Here is a 23,138-nt window from a genome sequence, read left to right on the forward strand (position 1 = left end):
GTGGGACCCTCACCCCCGACGGACGCGGCCCCGGCACGCCGCCCGGCCCCACCACGACACGACCGGAGGCACCCCTTGTCGGCGAGCACCCCCGTCCAGCGGCCCGACCACCGCGACCTGCAACGACGGGTCGTGCGCGTCCTGGCCGCGGGCCAGGTCCTGGGCGGCCTGGGGACCGGCGCCACCCTCAGCCTGGGTGCGCTGCTCATCACCGACGTCTCCGGATCCCCGGCGTGGTCGGGGATGGCCGCCACCGCGTCGACCCTCGGGGCGGCCGCGCTGGCCGTGCCGCTGGCCCGGCTCGCCCAGGCCCGGGGACGGCGGACCTCGCTGAGCACCGGGGCGCTGCTCGCCGTGCTCGGCGGCGGGACCGTCGTCGCCGCGGCGGCGCTGGGGAGCTTCCCGATGCTGCTGGTGGGCCTGCTGCTCATGGGCTCGGGCCAGGCCCTGAACCTGCAGGCGCGCTTCGCCGCCACCGACCTCGCCACCGCCAGCACCCGCGGGCGGGACCTGTCGCTGGTCGTCTGGTCCACGACCCTCGGGGCGGTGACCGGGCCGAACCTGTTCGAGCCCGGCGAGCACGTCGGCCGGGCCCTGGGCCTGCCCCCGCTCACCGGAGGGTTCGTCATCTCCGCCGCGGCGCAGGCGCTGGGCGCCGTCGTCTTCCTCACCGGGCTGCGGCCGGACCCGCTGCTGACCGCCACCGCGGCCGCGGCGGCCGAGACCCCGGACGGCCCCTCCGCCGCGCGCCCGGCCGGCGGGACGGCCCTGCTGCGCACCTCCGCCGCAGCGCGCCGCGCCGTGCTGACCGTCGCGGCCAGCCACGCGACCATGGTCGCGCTGATGGCGATGACCCCCGTGCACCTCACCGGGCACGGCGCCTCCCTGAGCGTCGTGGGCCTGACCATCAGCCTCCACGTGGCCGGGATGTACGCCCTGTCCCCCCTCTTCGGCGCCCTCAGCGACCGGTTCGGCGCCCGCACCGTCGTCCTGGCCGGGCAGGCCCTGTACCTCGCCGCGCTGCTGACGGCCCTGGTCGGCGCGGCGGACACGACGCTGGTGACGGTCAGCCTGGTCCTGCTCGGCCTGGGGTGGTCGGCCTCGGTCGTGGCCGGCTCCACCCTCGTCAGCACCGCGGTCGCGCCCGCGCAGCGGCCCCGCCTGCAGGGCGTGTCCGACTCCCTGATGAACTGCGCCGGGGCCGCCGGCGGCGCGCTGTCCGGGCCCGTCCTGGCCCGCGTCGGCTTCGACGGCCTGGCCGCCGCCCTGCTCGTCCTCGTGCTCGTCGTCACCCTCGCCCAGCGCGGCCCCCGGGCGGCGGACCGGACCTGAGACGACCCGCGCGCGAGGGCTACGTCCGGCCCCCCGGCGTGCCGATACCTCTCCGGTGACCCACCGACCGGCGCCCCGGACCAGTGCCCGCGCACTGGGCCGGAGCCTGCTGTTCACCGCGCTGTTCGCCGGCGCGGTGTACCTCGGCCGGCTCACCCTGCTCGACGGGAGCCCCGTCGCCCTCGTCTGGCCCGCCGCTGGGGTCGCCGCCGCCTGGATGTGCGGCAGCCGCCGCCGCGTCCTCGACGCCGCGCTGCTGACCGCCGCCACGATCGTCGTGAACGCCCTCACCGGCGCCGCGCCCGCGCTGCTGGCCGGTTTCGTCCTGACCAACGTGGGGCAGGCGCTGCTGTTCGCGTGGGTGCGGGACCGCTGGTCCCCCCGCGGCGGGCCGCAGCCGGCCAGCCCGGGGTCGCGGCAGCTGGCCGTGCTGCTGGCCACCACCGCCGTCGCGTGCGCCGGGGGGACGCTCGGTGGGCTCCTCGTCGTGGCCGCCACCGACGGCCCCCTCACCTGGGTCGGCACCGCCGTCTGGTTCACCCGGAACTTCGCCGGGATCGTCCTCGTCGCGCCCGTCCTGCTGCGCCTGGAGGCCCGCGTCCCGGTGCGGGTGGCGCGCCGCCGCTTCGCGGCCCTCGAGCTGCTGCTCGCCGTCACGACCTCGCTGCTGGCCTACGGCGCCGTGTTCTGGACCCACGGGGCGATGCCGCTGGCGTTCCTGCCGCTGGCCGCGACGATCTGGCTGGCCCTGCGGTTCGACACGACGATCGTCGTGGCCGTCGACCTCGTCGTGGCCGCCGTCGCCGTCATCGGCACCCTCCACGGGACCGGGCCCTTCTCGCCCGTCGACGACGACGCCCTGCGCGTCCTGCTCGTGCAGGTCCACGCCGGGTTCCTCGCCTGCCTCGGCCTGGCGCTGGCCGTGGGCCGCGACGAGCGCGACGAGCTCGTCGCGCACCTGCGGGCCGCGCGCGCCGACGCCGAGCGCCGCGACCGGTTCACCCAGGCCGTGCTGTCCAGCGTCAGCGCCGGGATGGTCGTCGCCGACCCGCAGGGGCGGGTCGTGGTGTTCAACGACACCGCCCGCGACTGGCACGGCCTGGACGCCGACCCCGCCCTCGACCCCGAGGGTCACCCCGCGAACTACCGCCTGTTCGCCGCCGACGGCGTGACCCCGCTGCCCGCCGCCGGGGTGCCGCTGGCGCGGACCCTGGCCGAGGGGGAGGTCAGCGGGGTCGAGATGGTCGTCGTCGGCCCCGGCGGGCGCGCGGTCCCGGTGGAGTGCAACGGGCGCACCGTCACCGACGACGACGGCACCGTGCTCGGCGCCGTCGTCGCCATGCACGACCTGACCACCGTCAAGGCCCGCGAGCAGGCGCTGGCGCGGGCCAACGCCCAGCTGGAGGCGCACTCGCTGCGGGTCGAGCGGCTCGCCGCGGCCTCCCGCGCGGTGCTGACCGCCGACGACCCGCGGCGGGCCGTCTGCGCGGCGGCCGTGGAGATCGCCGGCGCCGACGGCGCGTTCCTGGCCCAGCCCGACGGGTCCGGCCGGCTCGTCTCGACCGCCACCGCGGGGCTGCCGGACGGCTTCGCGGTCGACCTCGACGTGCGCGGCGACGTGAGCCTGACCCTGACCAGCTACCTGTCCTGCCGGCCCCTGTTCGTCCCGGACGTCCCGTCCCACCCGGGTGCCAGTTCCGCGCTGGTCGCCGGGTGCGGCTCGGCGTCGGGGGCGTGGCAGCCCGTCGTGGACGCCGACGGCCGCGTCCTGGGCGTCCTGGCCGTGATCTGGCACGAACCGCTCAGCGGGCTGGACCCGACCACGGCGGCCGTCCTCACCGGCCTGGCCGCCGAGGCGGCGCACGCGTTCTCCCGCGCCGACCTGCTGGCCCAGCTGGCCCGGGCCGCCGACCACGACGCCCTGACCGGGGTGGTGAACCGGCGCCGCTGGGACGAGCTGGCCCGGCAGGAGGTCGCGCGCGCCGGCCAGACCGGCACCGCGCTGACGTTCGCGATGCTCGACCTGGACCACTTCAAGCGCTACAACGACACCCGCGGCCACCTCGCCGGCGACGAGCTGCTGCGGGAGTTCGCGCGCGCGGCCGGTGCGCAGCTGCGCGAGGGCGACACCCTGGCCCGCTGGGGCGGTGAGGAGTTCGCGCTGATGCTGCCCGGCTGCACGGGCGACGACGCCGTCGACGTGGTGGACCGCATCCGGTCCGTCGTGCCCGACGGCCAGACCTGCACCGCCGGGGTGTGCCAGTGGGTGCCCGGGGAGGAGCCGGAGGAGGCGATCGCCCGCGCCGACCGCGCCCTGTACCGGGGCAAGCTGACCCGGGACAGCACCGTCGTCGCGGGACCGGCGCCGTCCGCCGTGGCCGATCCCGCGCGGTGAGGGCCGTGCACCACACTCCTGTCGTGCGCGGGTGGTGGCGGGGGTACCTGGTCGTCGGCGCCGCGGTCGCCGCGGCGGCGGTCGCCCTGCCCGCCGGTCCCCTGCGCGCCGTGCTGTACCTGCTGGTCGCCGGCGGGTCCGGCGCGGCGATCCTCGTGGGGCTGCGGCGCCACCGGCCCGCGCGGCGGCTGCCGTGGCTGCTGCTGGCGGCCGGTCAGCTGTGCAGCGCCGCCGGGGAGGCCGTCTACTACTGGCTGGAGCTGGTGCGGCGCGTCGAGCCGTACCCGTCGGTCGCCGACGCCTTCTTCGTGGCGGCGTTCCCGCTGCTGTGCGCGGGGATCCTCACCCTCACGGGGCGGCGGCCCGTGAGCGCCACCGACCGCGTCGAGGTCGGGATCGTCGTCACCGCGCTGGCGCTGCCGCTGTGGATCTTCCTGGGCGAGCCCGTCGTGCACGACGCCGCCCGGTCGTGGGGGCTGCGGGCGATCGACCTGGCCTACCCCGTCTTCGACCTGGTGCTGCTGGGCCTGCTCGCGCGGTGCGCGGCCGTGGCGGGCGGGTCCACCGCCGCGACCCGGCTGCTGGGGCTGGGGGCGCTGACCGTCCCGGTCGCCGACGTCGCGTTCGTCCTGGTCGGTGAGGGCGAGGGCCTGGCCGGCAGCGCCAGCACCGCGTGCTGGCTCGTGTCGTACCTGCTGTACGGGGCGGCCGCGCTGCACCCGTCGATGGTGCGGGCGGCCGAGCCGGAGGAGACCGCCGCGCCGGGCAGCTGGCGGCGGCTGGGGGTCCTGGGCGCCGCGATGGGCACCGTCCCGGTGGCCCTGGCCCTGCAGACGGCGGGGGTGACCGGCGTGCACCTGTGGGAGACCACGGTGGCCGCGGCGGTGGTCGTGGTGCTGGGGCTGGTGCGGGTGCGCGGGGCGGTGCTGGCCGCCGAGCGGGCCGCGCGGGCCGCCGAGCGGCTGCGCGCCGAGGCCGCGCACCACGCCGCGCACGACCCGCTGACGCTGCTGCCGAACCGGGCGACGGCCCTGGAGCTGCTGCGGCAGACCCAGGAGCGGGCCGCCCGCACCCGCCGCGCGGTGGGGCTGCTCGTCGTCGACGTCGACCACCTGACCCGCGTCAACGACAGCTTCGGCGACGGCGCCGGCGACGGGGCGCTGCGGGCGCTGGCGCGGGAGCTGGTCGGCGCCGTGGGCGCTGGGGACCGGGTCGGCCGCCTGGGGGGCGACGAGTTCGTCGTCGTCGTGGAGGACGTCCCGGACGAGGCGGCCCTGGGGCGGCTGGCCGAGCGCCTGACCCGGCTGACCGTCGCGCTGCCCGGGACGGAGCTGACCCTGACCTGCTGCGTCGGGATCGCCGTGCAGCGCCCCGGCCGGGAGGTCGCGGCGACGGAGCTGCTGCACGAGGCCGTCACCGCGACCGGGCGGGCCAAGGGGGCCGGCGAGGGCCGCACGTGGTTCTTCGACGATGCGCTGCGCGCCGAGCTGACCGAGCAGGCCGAGCTGGAGGCCGCCCTGGCCGCCGCCCTCGCCGGCGGGGAGTTCGAGCTGCACTACCAGCCGGTGCTGGACCTCGACAGCGGCCGGATCACGGGCTTCGAGGCGCTGATCCGCTGGCACCGCCCCGGCCGCGGGACGGTGCGCCCGGACCTGTTCGTGCCCGTCGCCGAGCGCAGCGACCTGATCTGCCGCATCGGGCGCTGGGTGCTGGGCGAGGCGGCGGGCCGGCTCGCGCGGTGGCGCGCGGAGGGGACCGTCGCCGACGACGTGCGGGTCGCGGTGAACCTGTCGGGCCGGCACCTGCTGGAGCCGGGGGTCGTCGACGACGTCGCGCGGGCGCTCGCCGCGGCGGGGCTGCCGCCGCGGGCCCTGGTCGTGGAGGTCACCGAGACCGTCGTCCTGGACACCGGGCGGGTCCTGCCGAACCTGCGGGAGCTGAAGGCCCTGGGGGTGGGCCTGAGCCTGGACGACTACGGCACCGGCTACGCCTCCATCGAGCAGTTCCGCTCGCTGCCGCTGGACACCCTGAAGATCGACCGGAGCTTCCTGGTGTCGGCGCAGCCGCAGGACGAGGCGCTGATCGGGCTGATGGTGCACGCCGCGCACGCGTTCGGGCTGCGGGTGGTGGCCGAGGGCGTCGAGCGGGCCGACCAGGTGGCGCTGCTGCGGTCCCTGGGCTGCGACAGCGCGCAGGGCTACCTGTTCTCGCGGCCGGTGCCGGCCGGGGAGGTCGCGGCGCTGGTCGGCCGCGTCACCGCCTGACGGGTTCGGGGGCCTGCAGGACGAGGCGCTCGCGCAGGAAGGTCTGCAGGTTCGCGCCCAGGGGGTCGCCGGGGTGGACCTTCTCGGGGTCGTCCAGACCGCGCTCGCGCCGGGAGATGACCGGGCCGTCGCGGCGCAGCGACGCCAGCAGCGACCGCGAGTACGTGCCGGTCATCAGGCAGTGCAGCGCTTCGGCCCGGAGGGTGTCGTCGAGGCCGTCGAGCCACTCGTCGTGCGAGGCGATCACGTGAACAGTGTGCACCTCGCCGGTGTCGCCCACGGCCACCTGCCCGGACCTCACCGCACCCGGCGCAACCAGTCACCGAGCGTGCTGCAGCCGTGACCGGATCCCGCCGCGCGCGGGGCCCGCGAACCGGCATTAAAGTCCTCCCGATGGACGGGACGAACGCGGCGGTCGCCGGTGGCGCCTTGGCGGACCTGCCCGAGGTGCTGCACGGCCAGCCCGGTGCGGTCCTGCTCGTGCGCGTCGAGGACGGCGTGGTCCTGTTCGCCAACCCCCTCGCCGAGCAGCTCGCCCCCGGGACCACCCTGCCGTGCCCGGTCGACGAGTGGTCGCGGCGGGCCGGCCTGGAGGGCGAGTCCGGCGACGACATCACCGACCCCGCCAACGGCTCCTCCCCGCTGTCGCGCATCGCGCGCGGCGAGCCCGTCCAGGGCGAGCGCGTCACCGCGGCCCGCTCCTCGGACATGTCCGGAGCCCGCGAGGCCCTGTGGGTCATCGGCCTGCCGCTGTCCGACGCGCCCGTCGACGAGCTGTCCGGGCTCGCGCTGGTGGCCCTGCTGCCGCTGCGCGAGGAGGAGCTGGTCCGGGACGCTCAGGACTCCGCCGAGCGGCTGCACTCGCGCGCCGTCCTGGCCAGCGACCTGTCGTTCACCATCTCCGACCCCACCCAGCCCGACAACCCGCTGGTGTGGGTCAACCCGGCGTTCCAGAAGGTCACCGGCTACGGCAAGGGCGTGCTGGGCCGCAACTGCCGCTTCCTCCAGGGCCCGGACACCGACCCCGCCGCGGTGCAGCGCATCCGGGAGGCCCTCAGGGCCGGGGAGACGGTCACCGAGCTCCTGCTGAACTACCGCAAGGACGGCACCGCGTTCTGGAACGAGGTCGTCATCTCCCCCGTGCACGACGCGCAGGGCCGCGTCACGCACTTCGTGGGGGTCCAGTCCGACGTGACGCTGCGCGTGCAGGCCGAGCGCGAGCGCGACGCCGCGCTGGGGGTGGCCCGCGACGCCAAGCGCCGCCTGGAGTTCCTGTCCTCGGTGACCGACCGGCTCTCGGAGGTCCTCGACCCCGTGGCCGCGCAGGACCTCCTGCCCTCGCTGGTGGTCCCCGACTTCGCCGAGTGGGCGTTCGCGACGATGCTGGACGCGACGGGCCGGACCCGGCACGTCCGCGCCACCCACGCCAGCCCCGAGCGGGCCGCCGACGCCGAGCGCTTCCAGGAGCTGCGCGCCGGGCTGAGCGAGGACTCCATCTCCATGCGGGTGCTGCGCGGCGACCTCGGCCCCACCCTGGTCCGGGTCGGGGACGACGACGTCGAGCGGGGCACCACCACCCGGGAGGTCGCCGACCTGCTGCGGCGCCTGGGCCTGGGCAGCGCCGTGGTGGTGCCGCTGCGGGCCCGCGGCGCGGTCACCGGCTCCCTGACGCTGCTGTCCGGGCCCGACCGGCCGCCGTTCACCGACGACGACCTCGCCACCGCCGCCGACCTCGGCGCCCGCGCGGGCGTCGCGCTGGAGAACGCGCGCCTGTACGCCCAGCAGCGCACCTCCTCGGAGACGTTGCAGCGCAGCCTGCTCACCCCCCCGACGGAGTCCCCCGGCCTGTCGATCGCGACGCGCTACCTGCCGGCCGCCGAGGCGGCGCAGGTCGGCGGGGACTGGTACGACGCCTTCACCCAGCCCGACGGGTCGACCGTCGTCGTCATCGGCGACGTCATGGGCCACGACGTGTCCGCCGCCGCCGCGATGGGGCAGCTGCGGACCCTGGTCCGCGCGCTGGCCTACGACCGGTCCGCGCAGCCGGCCGAGGTGGTCCGCCGCCTCGACGGGGTGCTGGAGGGCCTGGGGCTGTCCACGCTGGCGACCGCGATCGTCCTGCAGTTCGAGGCCGGAGACGGCGCGCGCCGCATCCGCTGGTGCACCGCCGGGCACCTGCCGCCGGTGGTCGCCGAACCCGACGGGTCGGCGCGCCTGCTCGACGGCGACGGCATCGTGCTGGGCCTGGGCTCGGGGCAGCGGCGCGACCAGCAGGAGAGCGTCCTGGAGCCGGGCGCCACGCTGCTGCTGTACACCGACGGTCTCGTGGAGCGGCGCGACCGCGCCATGGACGTCCGGCTCGGGGAGCTGCGCGAGGTCGTGGCCTCCCTGGCCGGCGAGGACGTCGAAGCGGTCTGCGACGAGCTGCTGGGGCGGATGCTGCCCGAGGGCAGCGACGACGACGTGGCCATCGTCGCGGTGCGCGTGGGGGCGGCCGGCGCCGACGCGTGAGCCGGGGCGGGCGCTCGCTCCCGTGTCGTCACTCTGCGTGGTGGGTCATAGTGGATCGAGGTGCTCACGCACCGGCGTCCCGTCCCGCGTGGAGAGGTGCGAGGGTGATCGACCGCACGCGCGAGGAGGAGCGGGTGACCGCCACGCGACGCCTCCTGCGCTCGGCCCCCCACGAGGCCCTCGGCGTCGTCGCCGACCTCGCCGGCCGCCTGCTGCGCGCCACCTCCGCCGAGGTCGCGCTCCTCACCGACGTGCAGCACACCGTCGTCGCCGCCGGGGAGGCCGCCGCCCGCACCGGCAGCACGGTGGAGCGCGCCGCGTCCCTGTGCGACCTCGTCGTGCGCGCCGGCGCCCCCCTGACCGTCCCCGACGCCACCCGCGACGGGCGGGTCCGCGACCTCGCCGTCGTCCGCACCGGCGTCCTCGGCTCCTACCTCGGCGTCCCCCTGGTCGCCGACGACGGCACCGTCGTGGGGTCGCTGTGCGTCCACCAGCACGACGCCCGGGACTGGACGCCGCGCGACACCGACGTCCTGGCCGAGCTCGCCGAGGTCGCCACCGGGCGGCTGGAGGTCGCGGCCCTGACCGAGGAGCACCGCGGTGCGCGGCGCGCCGCGGCGTTCGAGGAGGCCGCCCGCGCGGCCGGGATCGGCACCTGGGACTGGGACGTCACCGACGGCTCGCTCCTGTGGGACGACGTCGTGCTGGACCTGCTCGGCCTGGCCCCCACCACCTCCGGCCGGACCGTGGACGGCTTCCTGTCCGCCGTCCACCCCGACGACCGCGCCCGCGTCGCCGAGGCCGTCGGGCGGTCCGTGCGCGAGGGGCGGCGGTTCGAGGCGGAGTTCCGCGTCGTGCGCCCGGACTCCTCCACCCGCTGGGTCGTCTCCCGCGGCGAGCCCGTGACCGGGGCCGACGGCTCGGTCGCCCGCCTCATCGGCGCCGTCACCGACCTCACCGCGGTGCACGAGGGCGAGGCGCGCCTGGGCGCCGTCCTCGACGCCATGGCCGTCGGCTACCTGACCCTCGACCACGCCTTCCGGTACACCCGCGTCAACTCCCAGGCCGAGCGGGTGCTGGGACGCCCCCGCGCGGAGCTGATCGGGCGGACCGTCTGGGAGGTGTTCCCGCCGCTGGTGGGGACCGAGACCGAGCGGCAGCTGCGGCACGTGGCCCGCACCGGCGAGGAGGTGGCGTTCGACACGCACTTCCCCGCCCCGCTGCGCGGGTCGTACGAGAACCGCGTCGTCCCGCTGCCCGACGGCCTCGGCGTCTACCTGCTCGACATCACCGAGCGCGTCGCCGCGCAGCGCCTGTCCGAGCGCAACCGGGAACGGGCCGAGACCCTCGCGGGGGTCGCGTCGGCGTTCACCGAGACCGCCGACGCCGAGACCGCCCTCGTCGAGGCCGCCCGCAGCCTGGTCCCCCGCCACGGGGACTGGGTCATCGCCTCCGTCTTCGACGAGGGCCAGGGGGACTGGCGCGGCCGGCTGCGCGACGTCGGCGCCGTCCACCGCGACCCCGCCCTCGCCGGGGTGCTGGAGGAGTACCGCACCGTCCGCGCCGGCGCCTGGACCGAGACCTCCGCGGCCCGCGCCGCCCTGCTGGGGGGCACCGGCACGCGCGTGACGCACACCTGGCCGCCGGACCTGGAGCGCCAGCTCGCCCCCGGCCGCGCCCGCGACCTGCTCACCGAGCTGGCCCCCGCCTCCACCCTCGTCCTGCCGCTGCGCGGGCGTGGCCGCACCCGCGGGCTGCTGACCCTGGTCCGCGGGAGGCTGCGGCCCCCGTTCACCGACGAGGACGTCACCGAGCTGGAGGAGCTGACCCGGCAGATCGGGCTGGGCCTGGACAACGGGCGCCTGTACGCCGAGCAGCGCGGGCTCGCCGAGGAGCTCCAGCTCAGCCTCCTGGCCGACCTGCCCGCACCGGACCACCTGCACCTGGTCGCCCGGTACGTCGCCGCCACCGACGGCGCCCAGATCGGCGGCGACTGGTACGACGGGTTCGTCCTGCGCGACGGCAGCACCTGCCTGGTCGTCGGCGACGTCACCGGCCACGACCGCGGCGCGGCCGTCGCGATGGCGCAGGTTCGCAACGTCCTGCGCGGGGTCGCGCACGCCGTGGGGGACTCCCCCGCGCGCGTCCTGCTCGCCCTCGAGCGGGCCATGCGCGACCTCGCCGTCGACACCCTGGGCACGGCCGTGCTCGCCCGGGTCGAGCCGGGCCCGCCGGGCGCCGCGGCCGGGCGCCGGGTGCTGCGCTGGTCCAGCGCGGGGCACCTGCCGCCGCTGCTGCTGCACGCCGACGGGCGCGCGGAGCTGCTGGACCGCGAGCCCGACCTGCTGCTGGGGCTGGGCACCGGCCTGGACCGCCACGACCACACCACCGACCTGGAGGCCGGCGACACCCTGGTCCTGTGCACCGACGGCCTCGTCGAACGGCGCGGCGAGGACCTCGACGTGGGGCTGGAACGGCTGCGCCGGCACGTCGCCGACCTCGCCGGCCGCACCCCCGACGAGCTGTGCGACGCGCTGGTGGAGCGGCTGGCCGACGGGCGCGAGGACGACGTGGCGCTGCTGGTGCTGCAGGTGCTGCCCGGGGACCGCCCCCGGCCGCCCGGGAGCCCGGTGCCGCTCAGGCCGTGAGGTCGCACCAGACGGTCTTGCCGCGCCCGCTCGCGCGGACCCCCCAGTCGCTGCAGACCGCCGCGACCAGCGCGACCCCGCGGCCCGACTCCGCCGCGCTGTCGGCGACGTTGTGCCGCGGCGGCTGCGGGCTGCCGTCGCTGACCTCCAGCCGCAGCACCCCGCAGCGGCAGGCGACGTGCGCGTGCACCGGGGGGCGGCCGTGCTCGACGGCGTTCACGATGAGCTCGGACACCGCCAGCAGCGCCCGCTCCAGCACGTCCCCGCCGTGGTCGGGGCAGATCCGCGACCGCACGAACTCACGGGCCCGCCGGCCGGCGCTGAGGTCGGCGGGCAGGTCCAGACCGGCTTCGGGAGTCACCGTGCACACCACCCCATGGTGCTGCTGCGACGTCCGGGGCGCGTCTGGTAGAAGGCGCAACCACCGGTGCTGCGGGCCGCGGGGGTCCGGGTTACCGTTCCTGACGGCGCGATGGAGCGTCCCACCCGTCAGTCAACTCCCCCCAGGAGACGTCGTGCCCACCACCGTCAAGGCGTACGCCGCCACGTCCGCGACCGAGCCGCTGACCCCGTTCGAGGTCGAGCGCCGCGACGTCGGGCCCAAGGACGTCAAGATCGACATCAAGTTCGCCGGGATCTGCCACTCCGACATCCACACCGCCCGCAGCGAGTGGGGCCCGGCCACCTACCCCGTCGTCGTCGGTCACGAGATCGCCGGGATCGTCGCCGAGGTCGGCTCCGAGGTCACCAAGTACTCCGTCGGCGACCGCGTCGGCGTCGGCTGCATGGTCGACTCCTGCGGGGAGTGCAAGAACTGCCTCGCCGGTGACGAGCAGTTCTGCCTGAAGGGCAACGTCGGGACCTACAACAGCGTCGGCAAGGACGGCAAGCCCACCCACGGCGGGTACTCCCAGCAGATCGTCGTCACCGAGGGCTTCGTGTGCGGCATCCCCGAGGGCATCGACCTCGACGTCGCCGCGCCGCTGCTGTGCGCCGGGATCACGACGTACTCCCCGCTGAAGCAGTGGGGCGCCGGCCCCGGCAAGAAGGTCGCCGTCGTCGGCCTCGGCGGCCTCGGCCACATGGCCGTCAAGATCGCCCACGCGCTGGGCGCCGAGGTGACCGTGCTGTCGCAGTCCCTGAAGAAGCAGGAGGACGGGCTGCGCCTGGGCGCCGACCACTACCACGCGACCTCCGACCCGGAGACGTTCACCGCCCTGCGCGGTCGGTTCGACCTCATCATCAACACCGTCAGCGCCATGCTGGACTTCGACGCCTACCTGTCGCTGCTGGACGTGCACGGCGCCCTCGTGAACGTCGGGCTGCCCGAGAAGCCGCTGTCCCTGCAGATGTTCTCCGTCGTCATGGGCAACAAGAGCTTCGCCGGGTCGAACATCGGCGGGATCCGCGAGACCCAGGAGATGCTCGACTTCTGCGCCGAGCACGGCATCGGGTCCGACGTCGAGGTCATCGCCGCCGACCAGGTGAACGAGGCCTACGAGCGGGTCCTCGCCTCCGACGTGCGGTACCGCTTCGTGATCGACACCTCCACCCTCTGACACCCGGTCCCGCCCGGCGGGGGAACCCCCGCCGGGCGGCACCCCCGGGCCGGACGTCACGTGCCTGAAACACCGGCCACCTACGCTGCGTGCGCACCCGCCCACCAGCCCTGGAGCGCCGATGCCACGCTTCACCGACGACGAGCAGCGCACCCTGGCCTTCGCGCGCGCCTGGTACCGCGACCACCGCGGCGCCCTCGCCGCCTCGACCATCGCCGACGCCCTGGGCCTGCCCTGCAGCGCGGTCTCCGAGGCCGCCGGCGTCCTGGCCGCCGCCGGGGCGGTGCGCACCCACCACTCGGCCCACCCGCACGACGGGCACCGCGACGCCCTCTTCCTCGACGCCCCGCCGCCGCTGCGGCGCGTGGTCGACCTCACCGCGGCCGAGCCCTTCGCCGCCGTGCGGCACCGCGCCTGACCCCGCCCCGGTCGCCGCGGCGGGGAGGATGACGGCGTGACCGAGATCCTGATCGTCCCCGTCGGGAGCTCCCCGGACCCCGCGCCGCTGCGCGACCTGGCGACCGTCCACGTCGTCGGCCCCACCGACCCGCACCTGCCCGCCGCGCTCGCCCGCGCCGACGGGCTCGTCGTCTGGGACGGCATGCACGACGGCGTCGCGGACGCCTGGGCCGCCGCCGCGCCCCGCCGGCTGCGCTGGGTGCACACCTCCAGCGCCGGACCGGACCGGCTGCTGTTCCCCGCCCTGCGCGCCCACCCGAGCACCCTCACCTGCAGCCGCGGGGTCCTCGACGGCGACATCGCCGAGTACGTCCTGGCCTGCGTCCTGGCGTTCCTCAAGGACCTGCCCACCACCGTCCGCCTCCAGGACCGGCACCACTGGCAGCACCGCGTCACCCGCAGCCTCGCCGGCCGCCGCGTCCTCGTCGTCGGCGCCGGGTCCATCGGCACCCGGGTCGCGCGGGTGTTCACCGCCCTCGGCGCCCCCGTCGACGGCGTCGTCCGCACCGCCCGGCCCGCGGCCCCGCCGTTCGGCGCGCTGCACGGCCCGCAGGACCTGCCCGCGGTCGTCGCCGACCACGACGTCGTCGTCGTCACCGCCCCCCTGTCCCCGGCGACCCGGGGCCTGGTCGGCGCGGACGTCGTCGCCGCGATGCGCCCCGGCACGATCGTCGTCAACGTCGGCCGCGGCCCCGTCGTCGACGAGGACGCCCTGCGGCGCGCACTCACCGGCGGCCGGCTGGGCGGGGTCGCGCTGGACGTGTGGGACCGCGAGCCGCTGCCCGCGGACAGCCCCTGGTGGGACACCCCCGGCGCGATCGTCTCCCCGCACCTGGCCGGGGACGCCGAGGGCTTCACCCGCCGCCTGCAGGACCTGCTGCGCGAGCAGGTGCGGCGCTTCACCGCCGGCGAGGAGCTGCTGCACGTCGTCGACGAGGAGCACGGGTACGCCACGACCCCTACGGTGACGACGTGAGCGAAACCATCCGTCGCGTCGTCGTCGTCCTCAACCCCAACAGCACCGGTGACGGACCGTCGAACGCGCGCCGGCTGCGCGACGAGCTCCAGGGGGTGGTCGACGTGGAGCTCGTCGAGACCGAGCGCGCCGGGCACGCCGAGGAGATCGCCCGCGACGCCGTCCGCGAGCAGGACGGCACGCTGGTCGTGTCCGCCAGCGGCGACGGCGGCTACCACGAGGTCGTCAACGGCGTCGTCAGCGGCGGGCGCGGGCTGGCGGCCGTCCTGCCGTCGGGGAACGCCAACGACCACGCGACCGCCACGCAGGACCGCCCGCTGGCCGAGGCGATCCGCGACGTCGCCACCGGGGGCCGGGTCACGCCGATGGACCTGCTGGAGGTCTCCGGGGCCGGGCGCACCCGCGTCGCCCACTCCTACGTCGGCATCGGCATCACGCCCGTCGCGGCGGCGGCGCTGAACGAGCACGACCTCGACGCGGTGAAGGAGTCGATGCTGGTGGTCCGCGCGTTCTGGCGGTACCGGCCGCTGACCATCACCCACGACGGGGACGACATCCGCCTCGACAGCCTGCTGTTCGCCAACATCGACCGGATGGCGAAGTACGCCCAGCTCGCCGAGGACTCCGCCACCGACGACGGCCGCTACGAGACGCTGCTCATCCCGCACCGCGGGAAGCTGCGGCTGCTGGCCGAGTTCACCCGCGTCCTGCGCGGCGCGCACCCGGTCCGGTCGCGCTCGGAACCGTACGAGTTCCGCACGCACACCCCGACGCCGCTGCAGCTCGACGGGGAGGTGTTCCAGGTCGACGCGGGCTCGTCGCTGACGGTGCGCTGCCTACCGCTGGCCCTGCGGACGGTCCTCTGACAGCGCGGCCCGCGTCTGGTCCAGCAGGTCCCGCGCCCGGGCCAGGGTGCCGGCCAGCTCCTGCGGGGTGGACCCGGTGGCGGCGAACAGCGCCGCGCACCGGCCGGCGAACCCCGCCGGGGCCCGCGGCAGCCGCGCCGTCGCCGCCACCGCGCCCTTCTCGTTGAGCACCCAGCGGCCCGCGTCGGCGTGCAGGGCGTGCACGCACAGCAGCAGGGCGCGGAACAGGCAGCCCGCGACGTACGCGCCGTCCCCGCGCGGCGCGGCCTTCGCGGCGCCGCCGAGCAGGAACTCCGCCTCCCACAACCGGTCCACGACGGCGGCCCGCAGCGCCGGCGGGAACCCCGCCGGCCGGGTCCGGCCCAGCTCGCCCGTGGGGTCGGCCAGCACGACGGCGTGGAAGAGCTCCCCGGCGTAGGTGGTGCCCGGGAACCCCAGCGGGTGCCCGGCCTGGTGGTGCCACTCGAACCGCCCCGCGCGCGCGTCGTCGCAGCTACGCCGCACCCGGTCCAGGTCGCGGTGGATCCAGTCCACGGCCCTCCCGCCGATCCGCGTCCACGCCCCGCCGTCCACCCACGGCCCCCACCCGCCGGGCGCGGTCACCGCGGCCGGGACCTCGGACAGCTCGTCGGCGAGCGCCTGCAGCGCGGCGACGTCCAGCGGCGGCCGGTAGTACAGGCCCAGGTCGACGTCGGAGCCCGGGGAGTGCTCCCCGCGGGCGCGGCTGCCGCCGAGGGTCACGGCGACGACCCCGGGGACCTCGACGAGCCGGGCGGCGATCGCGGACGGTTCCACACCGGCGAGGCTGCGCCCGGCCCCCACCCCCCGTCCAGCCCTTTCCCGGCGGCCGGGCGGGGGCCGGGTCAGCGCTCGGCGCCGACGGTGCCGCGGCGGGCGCGCTTGACGGCGTACATCCGGGCGTCGGCGGCGGCCAGCAGCGCCTCGACGACCTCGGGGACGGGGTCGCCGCCGGGGGGCAGCGCGGCCAGCAGCCGCCGCGGGTCCTCCCGCACGGCGCCGACGCTGGCCGAGGCGCGCAGCGGGGCACCGGCCACGACGAACGGCTCGCCGAAGGCGTCCCGCAACCGGCCGGCGACGCCGTCGGCGTCCGCGCCGGGGTCGGTGACGAGGACGGCGAACTCGTCGCCGCCCCAGCGGGCCGCGCAGTCGACCTCCCGCACGCAGGTGCGCAGGCGGACGGCGACCCCGCGCAGCAGGTCGTCGCCCGCGGCGTGGCCCAGGGTGTCGTTGACGGCCTTGAACCCGTCGAGGTCGACGAAGGCGACGACCACGGGCGACCCGGTCTCCAGGCCGCGGCGGACGGCGTCGGCGATCCGGTCGGCGAACCGGCGGCGGTTCTCCAGACCGGTCAGGGGGTCGACGTGCGCCACGGCGTCGAGCAGCCGGCGCTGGCGCTCGGCCGTCGCGAGCAGCCGGCGGTGGTCGTCGAGGGCCAGGAACTGCCGCCCCATGACGAGGACGGCCATGAGCAGCAGCGCCACCAGCACGAGCCGGTCGGTGGTCCCCCACAACCGCGCGGCGCCCAGGGCCGTGGCCGGCAGCATCGCCGCGTACGGCACCAGCCAGCCCCACGAGCCCGGCGACGGCGCCCGCTGCCGGCGGGTGGTGACGCGGCGGTAGCGGGCGCCGATGGCGAACACGCCGAACGCGACGACCCAGCCGAAGTCCGCGACCCCGCCGGTCTGGAACCCCTCGACGGCCAGGACGCCGTAGAAGTACGTCGCGTCGGCCACGGACATCGCGCCGGCCGCCAGGACGCACAGGACCCCGACGCCGGTGACGCCCAGGCGGGCCAGCTGCACGATCGCGGCGGTCAGGTACACGACGTCCAGGACGGGGTAGGTCAGCGGCAGGACCAGCTCGGCGGCGGGGGACCCGGAGACCCGGACGGCGTGGCCGAGGGAGACGACCCACAGGACGGTGAACAGCGACGTGCCGAGCAGCAGGCCGTCCAGGAGCGCGCCGACGCCGAGGTGGGAGCGGCCGCGGTCCCACAGGTGCGCCGACATCGAGACCACGGCCAGCACCGAGTAGGCGAAGAACGGGCCGTCGGCCAGGGTGGTGGCGCTGGCGTCGAGGTCCAGGACGTCCTGGGTGACGTAGAGGAGCTGCCCGGCACCCCAGCTGGCGCACGCCAGCGCCAGCAGCAGGCAGCTGCGGCGCGACCACCCCGCCGGCACGGTCCGCCACCCCGTCCGGGCCAGCGCGACGGCGGCCGCGAAGGCGGCGACGGCCTCGGCGAGACCGACGACCAGCAGCGCGGGCGTGGTCCCCCGGCCCAGGACGGCCTGGGCGACGGCGAGGGCGACGACGGCGAGCGCGAGGACGCCGAAGTCCGCGCCGAGCCGGCCCGAGGCGCTCAGCGCGGCCCGTCCGTCGCTCGACCCGGTTCGCACGTCATCCTGATCGTCGTCGCGGCGACCGTCCTGGACGGTCCTCCACCCGTCGGCCCACCGCTGTCACCCGTCCGGAACAACGGGGGCGGGCCGCCGGTCAGTCCTGCGGGACGTCACCCGCCGACGGCGGCCGCATCAGCCCCAGCAGCGGCGCGGTGAGCAGCCGCTGCCGCACCAGCGCGGCCGTCACGAGCAGCACCACGAGGGCGAGGAACCCCAGGGGCCAGGAGTTCAGCGCGAACGACGCCGCGAGCAGCGCGAGGACGACGACGACGGGCACCGCCAGCGGCAGCCGGTTGTACCAGCGCGGTTGCAGCACGGCCGCGGCGTACCACCAGGCGACGGCCGCGACCCGCTCGTCGGGGTGCCGGCGGCCCTGCCGGGCCAGCGCGACGGCGTCCTGACGGTCCTCGCGGGGCAGCGTGTGGAACGCCCGCAGCGCCGTCGCCCGGCGCTGGGGGGTCATCTCCGGGCCCACGACCGCGCTCATCGTCCTGCTCCCTGGTCGTTCCGTCGCCCACCGGTGGGAGGGGGCCCGGTCAGGGTACGCGACGGGGGGTGCGGGGCCCGGCGCTGGCGGTGGGCCCGCCGGGCTGCTACCTGGTGGGTCGTGACCGAGCCGCGACTGCCCTTCGAGGGGCCCCACGCCGTCGTCGAGACCGGCCCCGGCTGGTGGCCGCTCATCACGCGCCTGCACGAGTCCCTGCGGGCGATCGACCCCGATTACACGGTGGCCGCGGTCAAGGAGAAGTTCGGCGGCCTGCGCTACCACGCCGACTTCACCGTCGCCGTGGGCGGGGCGGAGTACGAGCGCGCCGCGGCGCTGGTCCGCGACGCCGAGGACGAGTCCTTCCGCGTCTGCGAGGTCTGCGGCCGGCCCGGTGCGCCCGACGGGTCGGCGCCCTGGGTCCAGACGCTGTGCCCCGAGCACCGCGGCTGAGCCGCGCGGCCGGTCCGCTCGGTGACGTGCGGCTCCCGCCCGGCTCCCCGACGGTGGCGGGCGTCCCGGGCCGTCGGGGAGCCGTCCCCGGGGAGGACTGGGAGGCTGCCCGGATGGTGCGAGGGTCGAGAGCCGCGTGGTCGGGTCTGCGCTGCGCCGCGGGAGCACTCGTGGCGGGAGTCCTCGTCACGGGGTGCCAGTGGCCGCGGGACGCCGACGGGACCGCGGACCGGGTGCGCGGCGGCACCCTGCGCGTGGGGATCGTCGAGGCGGAACCGTGGGCCGCGTCCACCGGCCCGCAGCCGCGGGGCGTGGAGGTGCGCCTGGTGGAGGAGCTCGCCGCCCGGGTGGACGCGGAGGTCGCGTGGGCACCCGGCGCCACCGCCGAGCTGGTGTCCGGCCTGCACGACGGGGCGCTGGACCTGGTCGTCGGGGGCCTGACCGCGCAGGACCCGTGGACGACGGAGGTGACGTTCACCCGGCCCTACGTCACCACCCGGTCCGTCGTGGCCGTGCCGGAGGGTGAGCCCGTCCCGGAGGACGTCGAGGGCCGTACCGTGCGGCTGGAGGCGGACCCGCAGGTCGAGGGCCTGCTGCGCGCCGCGGGCGCCGAGCCGCAGGTCGTGCCCGACGCGGGCGGGGGCACCGGTCCGGTGGCCGTGGAGGACTGGGAGCTGGACCTGCACCAGCTGGAGGCGACCGGGGTGGAGCTGCAGTCCGCCGAGCACGTCTGGGCGGTGCGGTCCGGGGAGAGCGGCTGGCAGGTGGAGGTCGAGCGCTTCCTGCTGGGCCTGGAGCCCACCCACGTGCAACGGCTGCTGGACGAGGAGAGCGCGTGAGGGTCTACGCCGAGCACGAGATGCCGCCCGAGGTGGAGCGGCTGTACCGGCGGGCGGTGCGGCTGGAGCGGTGGACCCTGGCCTACCTGGTCAGCGCCGTCGCGCTGATGGGCCTGGTGCTCGGCCAGTCGCAGGCCATGAAGGCCGCCTGGGTGGAGGACCTGCTCAGCCTGCTGCCGGCGATCGCCTTCCTCGTGGCCTCCCGCTTCCGGGAACGCCGAGCCAGCCAGCGCTTCCCCTACGGCTTCCACCGGGTGGTCAGCGCCGCCTACCTCATCGCCTCCTTCGCCCTGCTGGTGATGGGCGTGCTGCTCTTCGCGGACTCCGCCCACCGGCTGGTCACCCGGGAACGGCCCTCCATCGGGCTCGTCGAGGTCCTCGGGTTCCAGCTGTGGCTGGGCTGGCCGATGATCGCCGCCCTGGTCTGGAGCGCGGTGCCGGCGGTCGTCCTGGGCCGGATGAAGCTGCCGATGGCGTCGAAGCTGCACGACAAGGTCCTCTACGCCGACGCGGAGATGAACCGCGCGGACTGGCTCACGGCGGTGGCCGCGATCGTCGGCGTCCTCGGCATCGGAGCCGGGTTGTGGTGGGCCGACGCGGTGGCCGCGATCGTCATCTCCCTGGACATCGCCCGCGACGGCCTGCGCAACGTCAAGGCCGCCTTCGCCGACCTCATCGACCGCGTCCCCACCAGCCCCGGCACCCAGGAGCCGCTGGAACTCATCGCGACGGTGGAGCAGCACGTCCGGTCCCTGGCCTGGGTGCAGGACGCCGAGGTCCGCCTGCGCGAGCACGGCCACCTCGTCACCGGGGAGGTCTACGTCGTGCCGGGGGGAGCGGGGACGCCGCTCCCCCACCTGGTGCAGGACGCGATGGACGACCTGCAGCGGCTCGACTGGCGCCTGCGGGAGGTCGCCGTGGTGCTCCTGCCCGCGCTGCACGGCCAGGGCGGGTCGACGCCGCGGCCGGAGGACCGCTGAGTGCCCGGACCCACCGGGCGCCCCGCCCCCGGCGACGGGGACGCCGGCCACCCCTGGTTGCTCGACCGCGGCGAGCGCGGCAACGACGCCACCGCCCTGCCCGCCTGGAGCGACGGCGACCTGGTCCGGCCCCTCGTGGACGGCGTGGCGTACTTCCGCGCCGTGGCCGCCGCGCTGGAGGGCGCCGGGGAGGGTGACGCGGTGTTCTTCGCCGGCTGGCAGGGCGACCCCGACGAGCTGCTGACCGACGACGGGCCGACGATCGCCGAGGCGCTGTCGGCGGCCGCCCGGCGCGGGGCGCTGGTGAAGGGCCTGGTGTGGCGCTCGCCGTGGGACGTCCTGAGGGCCCTCCCGGAGCGCAACCGCCACCTCGCCCAGGGCGTCGAGGGCCCGGGTGCGGAGGTCGTGCTGGACCAGCGGGTGCGCACCCTGGGCAGCCACCACCAGAAGTTCCTCCTGGTGCGCCACGGCTCCCGCCCCGACGACGACGTCGCCTTCGTGGGCAGCGTGGACTTCGGCCACTCCCGCCGCGACGACGCCGCGCACCGCGGGGACGCCCAGACGATGGCGTTCGGTCGCCGGTACGGCGACCGCCCGTCCTGGCACGACGTGAGCGTGGAGGTCCGCGGTCCGGCGGTGCGGGACGTGGAGACGGTGTTCCGGGAGCGGTGGGAGGACCGCGCGCCGCTGTCCCTGCTGCCGTGGCAGCTCGTGCCCGACCTCGCCCGCCGCCTGCTGCGGCGCCCGCCGGGCCTGCCGCCGCAGCTCCCGGCGCCGGGTCCGGCCGGTTCCTGCGCGGTGCAGCTGCTGCGCACCTACCCGCACCGCCACCCCCGGTACCCGTTCGCGCCGCACGGGGAGCGCAGCACCGCCCGCGGGCACGCCCGGGCCCTGCGCCGCGCGCGGCGGCTGGTGTACGTGGAGGAGCAGTTCCTGTGGTCGGAGCAGGTGGCGGAGGCCTTCGCCGCGCCGCTGCGGGAGAACCCGGACCTGCACCTGGTCGTGCTGCTGCCGCGGGAGCCGAAGCGCGGCGGGCCGCTGGCCGGGCCGTCGCTGCTGCTGGGCCAGGTCCGCGCGCTGCGGGCGCTGCGCGCGGCCGGGGGTGCGCGGGTGCACGTCTTCGACGTGGAGAACCACGCCGGGGAGCCGGTGTACGTGCACTCCAAGGTCACCGTCGTCGACGACGTGTGGGCCTGCGTGCGCAGCGCCAACCTGAACCGCCGGTCGTGGACCCACGACTCCGAGCTGTCGGCCGCCGTCCTCGACGGCGAGCGGGACCTGCGCGAGCCGGCCGACCCGGCGGGGCTGGGCGACGGGGCGCGCCGCTTCGCGCGGGACCTGCGGCTGCGGCTGCTGCGCGAGCACCTCGACCGGGAGGAGGGTGAGGACGCGGACCTGCTCGACCCGGGCGACGCGGTCGCGGCGCTGGAGCGCAGCGCCGCCGCGCTGGACGCCTGGCACGACGCCGGCCGCCGCGGTCCCCGTCCCCGCGGGCGGCTGCGGGTCCACCGCGATCCCGTGCTGCGGTGGTGGCAGCGGGCGTTCGCGGTGCCGCTGCACCGGCACGTCCTCGACCAGGGCGAGCGCTGACGCCCGCCGCGGACGGCTACCCCCGGGGTTCGCCGCCCTCCTCGCCGTCCCAGTCGGCGTACCGGGCGGCGGCGACGTGGTCGCCCTCGACGGCTCGGCGCTCGAACAGCGCCGCCAGCACCTCCTCGCGGTGGGCGGCCAGGGACTCCCAGACCCGGCCGTCGGGGCCGATGGCGGCCAGGTGCATGAGGCCGTGCCAGTCCTCGTGCTCGGCGGCGGCCTCCTCGTACTGCAGGCTCATCCGGCCGCGGTCGGACTCGGCGCGCAGCACGGCCCGCCACGTCGCGGTGTCGCGCGCGACCAGCCCGCGGAAGACCGCCATGTCGTCGTCCGTGTCACCGCTCACCCGTGGATTGAAGCCCACCGCGCGGGCCCGGGAGCGGAGGGCATGGGATTCGAACCCATGAGGAAGGAATGGGTACCTCCCTAGCGGTTTTCAAGACCGCCGCCTTCAACCACTCGGCCAGCCCTCCCGGCCGGACCAGCATACGGACCGGGGCGGTCCGGACCCGCCCGGTCGGGACGACCGCCCCCGCGCCGACCGGGGGCGTCCGCTCCGGTCCGGGTCGGTGTAGCGTCGGGCGACCCCTCGTCCCCGATCACCGAGCGAGTTCCCGTTGGCCGAAGCCCTGCGCTGCGTCGTCGTCCTGCCCACGTACGACGAGGCCGACAACATCACGGGGATGCTCGACCGGGTCCTGGCCTCCCCCGTCGCCCCCGACGTCCTGGTCGTCGACGACTCCTCCCCCGACGGCACGGGCGCGCTGGTGGAGCAGGTCGCGGCGCGGTACCCGGCCGGGCGGGTGCGGCTGCTGACGCGGACCACGAAGGACGGCCTGGGGGCCGCCTACCGGGCCGGTTTCGCGCACGCCCTGGCCACCGGGGACCACGACGTGGTCGTGCAGATGGACGCCGACGGGTCGCACCCCGTGGAGGCGCTGGAGCGGATGCTGGCCGAGCTGGCGGACGGCGCGGACCTCGTCCTGGGCGCGCGGTACGTGCCCGGCGGCGCCCTGGACGACGCGTGGCCGTGGTACCGCAAGGCGCTGTCGCGCGGCGCGAACGTCTACGCGCGGGTGCTGCTGCGGGCGCCGGTGGCGGACCTGACGGGCGGTTTCAAGGCGTGGCGCGCCGACCTGCTGCGCCGCATCGACTTCTCGGGGCTGACGGCCGCCGGGTACGCGTTCCAGATCCAGACGACGCTGGCGGCGCTGCAGCGGGGCGCGACGGTGCGGGAGGTGCCGATCCTGTTCACCGAGCGGGCCCACGGCACGTCGAAGATGTCGAAGGAGATCATCGGCGAGGCGATGCTGGCCGTGGTGCGCATGCGCCGCCACGGCCCCACCGGCCGCCGCTGACGTC

20 protein-coding genes and 1 tRNA gene are annotated in these 23,138 nt (G+C 76.6%); 14 read left to right on the forward strand and 7 right to left on the reverse strand.

Annotated elements, in window-relative coordinates; all coding sequences use genetic code 11:
* The first annotated feature begins 75 nt into the window (after positions 1-75).
* The 3 genes from ACRYM6_RS16330 to ACRYM6_RS16340 are packed head-to-tail and all read left to right on the forward strand — an operon-like array spanning position 76 to position 5,991.
* Positions 76-1,332 (forward strand): MFS transporter, encoded by a 1,257-nt coding sequence (locus ACRYM6_RS16330; RefSeq protein ID WP_432543943.1) that lies wholly within the window; start codon positions 76-78, stop codon positions 1,330-1,332.
* A gap of 55 nt (positions 1,333-1,387) precedes the next feature.
* A complete protein-coding gene (locus ACRYM6_RS16335; RefSeq protein ID WP_432543944.1) occupies positions 1,388-3,727 on the forward strand; it encodes a diguanylate cyclase domain-containing protein in 2,340 nt (779 codons plus the stop codon).
* A gap of 5 nt (positions 3,728-3,732) precedes the next feature.
* The gene (locus ACRYM6_RS16340) at positions 3,733-5,991 is read left to right on the forward strand and encodes a putative bifunctional diguanylate cyclase/phosphodiesterase (RefSeq protein WP_432543945.1); all 2,259 of its coding nucleotides are present in this window, start codon (positions 3,733-3,735) and stop codon (positions 5,989-5,991) included.
* Here the strand turns inward: ACRYM6_RS16340 and ACRYM6_RS16345 are convergent.
* A complete protein-coding gene (locus ACRYM6_RS16345; RefSeq protein WP_432543946.1) occupies positions 5,981-6,238 on the reverse strand; it encodes a hypothetical protein in 258 nt (85 codons plus the stop codon). The genes ACRYM6_RS16340 and ACRYM6_RS16345 overlap by 11 nt on opposite strands.
* A gap of 146 nt (positions 6,239-6,384) precedes the next feature.
* On the opposite strand from ACRYM6_RS16345, the gene ACRYM6_RS16350 reads away from it, so the two are divergent.
* Both ACRYM6_RS16350 and ACRYM6_RS16355 read left to right on the forward strand, forming a co-directional pair.
* A complete protein-coding gene (locus ACRYM6_RS16350; protein WP_432543947.1) occupies positions 6,385-8,502 on the forward strand; it encodes a SpoIIE family protein phosphatase in 2,118 nt (705 codons plus the stop codon).
* A gap of 104 nt (positions 8,503-8,606) precedes the next feature.
* Positions 8,607-11,150, forward strand: a complete 2,544-nt coding sequence (locus ACRYM6_RS16355; RefSeq protein ID WP_432543948.1) for a SpoIIE family protein phosphatase — start codon at positions 8,607-8,609, stop codon at positions 11,148-11,150.
* Here the strand turns inward: ACRYM6_RS16355 and ACRYM6_RS16360 are convergent.
* Positions 11,140-11,511, reverse strand: coding sequence for an ATP-binding protein (locus tag ACRYM6_RS16360; protein ID WP_432543949.1), 372 nt, complete (start codon positions 11,509-11,511; stop codon positions 11,140-11,142). The two genes, ACRYM6_RS16355 and ACRYM6_RS16360, sit on opposite strands and share 11 nt — an antisense overlap.
* A gap of 154 nt (positions 11,512-11,665) precedes the next feature.
* On the opposite strand from ACRYM6_RS16360, the gene ACRYM6_RS16365 reads away from it, so the two are divergent.
* From ACRYM6_RS16365 to ACRYM6_RS16380, 4 genes are all read left to right on the forward strand, one after another.
* A complete protein-coding gene (locus tag ACRYM6_RS16365) occupies positions 11,666-12,709 on the forward strand; it encodes an NAD(P)-dependent alcohol dehydrogenase (RefSeq protein ID WP_432543950.1) in 1,044 nt (347 codons plus the stop codon).
* A gap of 121 nt (positions 12,710-12,830) precedes the next feature.
* Positions 12,831-13,127 carry a hypothetical protein gene (locus ACRYM6_RS16370; RefSeq protein ID WP_432543951.1) on the forward strand — a complete coding sequence of 99 codons (297 nt, stop codon included), beginning with the start codon at positions 12,831-12,833 and terminating at the stop codon, positions 13,125-13,127.
* 36 nt (positions 13,128-13,163) lie between these two features.
* Positions 13,164-14,144, forward strand: a complete 981-nt coding sequence (locus ACRYM6_RS16375; protein WP_432543952.1) for a D-2-hydroxyacid dehydrogenase — start codon at positions 13,164-13,166, stop codon at positions 14,142-14,144.
* On the forward strand, positions 14,141-15,010 hold the full coding sequence (locus ACRYM6_RS16380) for a diacylglycerol/lipid kinase family protein (protein WP_432543953.1): 870 nt from the start codon (positions 14,141-14,143) through the stop codon (positions 15,008-15,010). The genes ACRYM6_RS16375 and ACRYM6_RS16380 overlap by 4 nt, the downstream gene beginning before the upstream one ends.
* Here the strand turns inward: ACRYM6_RS16380 and ACRYM6_RS16385 are convergent.
* The 3 genes from ACRYM6_RS16385 to ACRYM6_RS16395 form a co-directional block, all read right to left on the reverse strand.
* Positions 14,981-15,805 carry a nucleotidyltransferase family protein gene (locus ACRYM6_RS16385; RefSeq protein ID WP_432543954.1) on the reverse strand — a complete coding sequence of 275 codons (825 nt, stop codon included), beginning with the start codon at positions 15,803-15,805 and terminating at the stop codon, positions 14,981-14,983. The genes ACRYM6_RS16380 and ACRYM6_RS16385 overlap by 30 nt on opposite strands.
* Before the next feature lie 68 nt (positions 15,806-15,873).
* Positions 15,874-17,427: a diguanylate cyclase domain-containing protein gene (locus tag ACRYM6_RS16390; RefSeq protein ID WP_432543955.1), complete on the reverse strand. Its 1,554-nt coding sequence runs from the start codon at positions 17,425-17,427 to the stop codon at positions 15,874-15,876.
* Between the two features lie 97 nt (positions 17,428-17,524).
* Positions 17,525-17,917, reverse strand: a complete 393-nt coding sequence (locus ACRYM6_RS16395; protein WP_432543956.1) for a hypothetical protein — start codon at positions 17,915-17,917, stop codon at positions 17,525-17,527.
* A 120-nt stretch (positions 17,918-18,037) separates the two neighbouring features.
* Here ACRYM6_RS16395 and ACRYM6_RS16400 point away from each other — a divergent pair, with 120 nt between their 5' ends.
* The 4 genes from ACRYM6_RS16400 (at position 18,038) to ACRYM6_RS16415 (ending at position 21,776) form a co-directional block, all read left to right on the forward strand.
* On the forward strand, positions 18,038-18,367 hold the full coding sequence (locus ACRYM6_RS16400; protein WP_432543957.1) for a TraR/DksA family transcriptional regulator: 330 nt from the start codon (positions 18,038-18,040) through the stop codon (positions 18,365-18,367).
* 170 nt (positions 18,368-18,537) lie between these two features.
* Positions 18,538-19,206 carry a transporter substrate-binding domain-containing protein gene (locus ACRYM6_RS16405; RefSeq protein WP_432543958.1) on the forward strand — a complete coding sequence of 223 codons (669 nt, stop codon included), beginning with the start codon at positions 18,538-18,540 and terminating at the stop codon, positions 19,204-19,206.
* Entirely contained in the window at positions 19,203-20,186 is a 984-nt protein-coding gene (locus ACRYM6_RS16410) for a cation diffusion facilitator family transporter (protein WP_432543959.1), read from the forward strand. Before ACRYM6_RS16405 ends, ACRYM6_RS16410 begins: the two co-directional genes overlap by 4 nt.
* Positions 20,187-21,776, forward strand: coding sequence for a phospholipase D family protein (locus ACRYM6_RS16415; protein ID WP_432543960.1), 1,590 nt, complete (start codon positions 20,187-20,189; stop codon positions 21,774-21,776).
* A gap of 16 nt (positions 21,777-21,792) precedes the next feature.
* On the opposite strand, the gene ACRYM6_RS16420 is transcribed toward ACRYM6_RS16415, so the two are convergent.
* Together ACRYM6_RS16420 and ACRYM6_RS16425 are read right to left on the reverse strand one after the other, a co-directional pair.
* Positions 21,793-22,122, reverse strand: coding sequence for a hypothetical protein (locus ACRYM6_RS16420; protein WP_432543961.1), 330 nt, complete (start codon positions 22,120-22,122; stop codon positions 21,793-21,795).
* 34 nt (positions 22,123-22,156) lie between these two features.
* Positions 22,157-22,249: transfer RNA gene (locus ACRYM6_RS16425), tRNA-Ser, on the reverse strand.
* Positions 22,250-22,393: 144 nt separating this feature from the next.
* Here ACRYM6_RS16425 and ACRYM6_RS16430 point away from each other — a divergent pair.
* Positions 22,394-23,134: a polyprenol monophosphomannose synthase gene (locus tag ACRYM6_RS16430; protein WP_432543962.1), complete on the forward strand. Its 741-nt coding sequence runs from the start codon at positions 22,394-22,396 to the stop codon at positions 23,132-23,134.
* The last annotated feature ends 4 nt before the right edge of the window (positions 23,135-23,138 follow it).

It is taken from the genome of Kineococcus rugosus (assembly GCF_050871975.1).
Taxonomy (GTDB): Bacteria; Actinomycetota; Actinomycetes; order Actinomycetales; family Kineococcaceae; genus Kineococcus.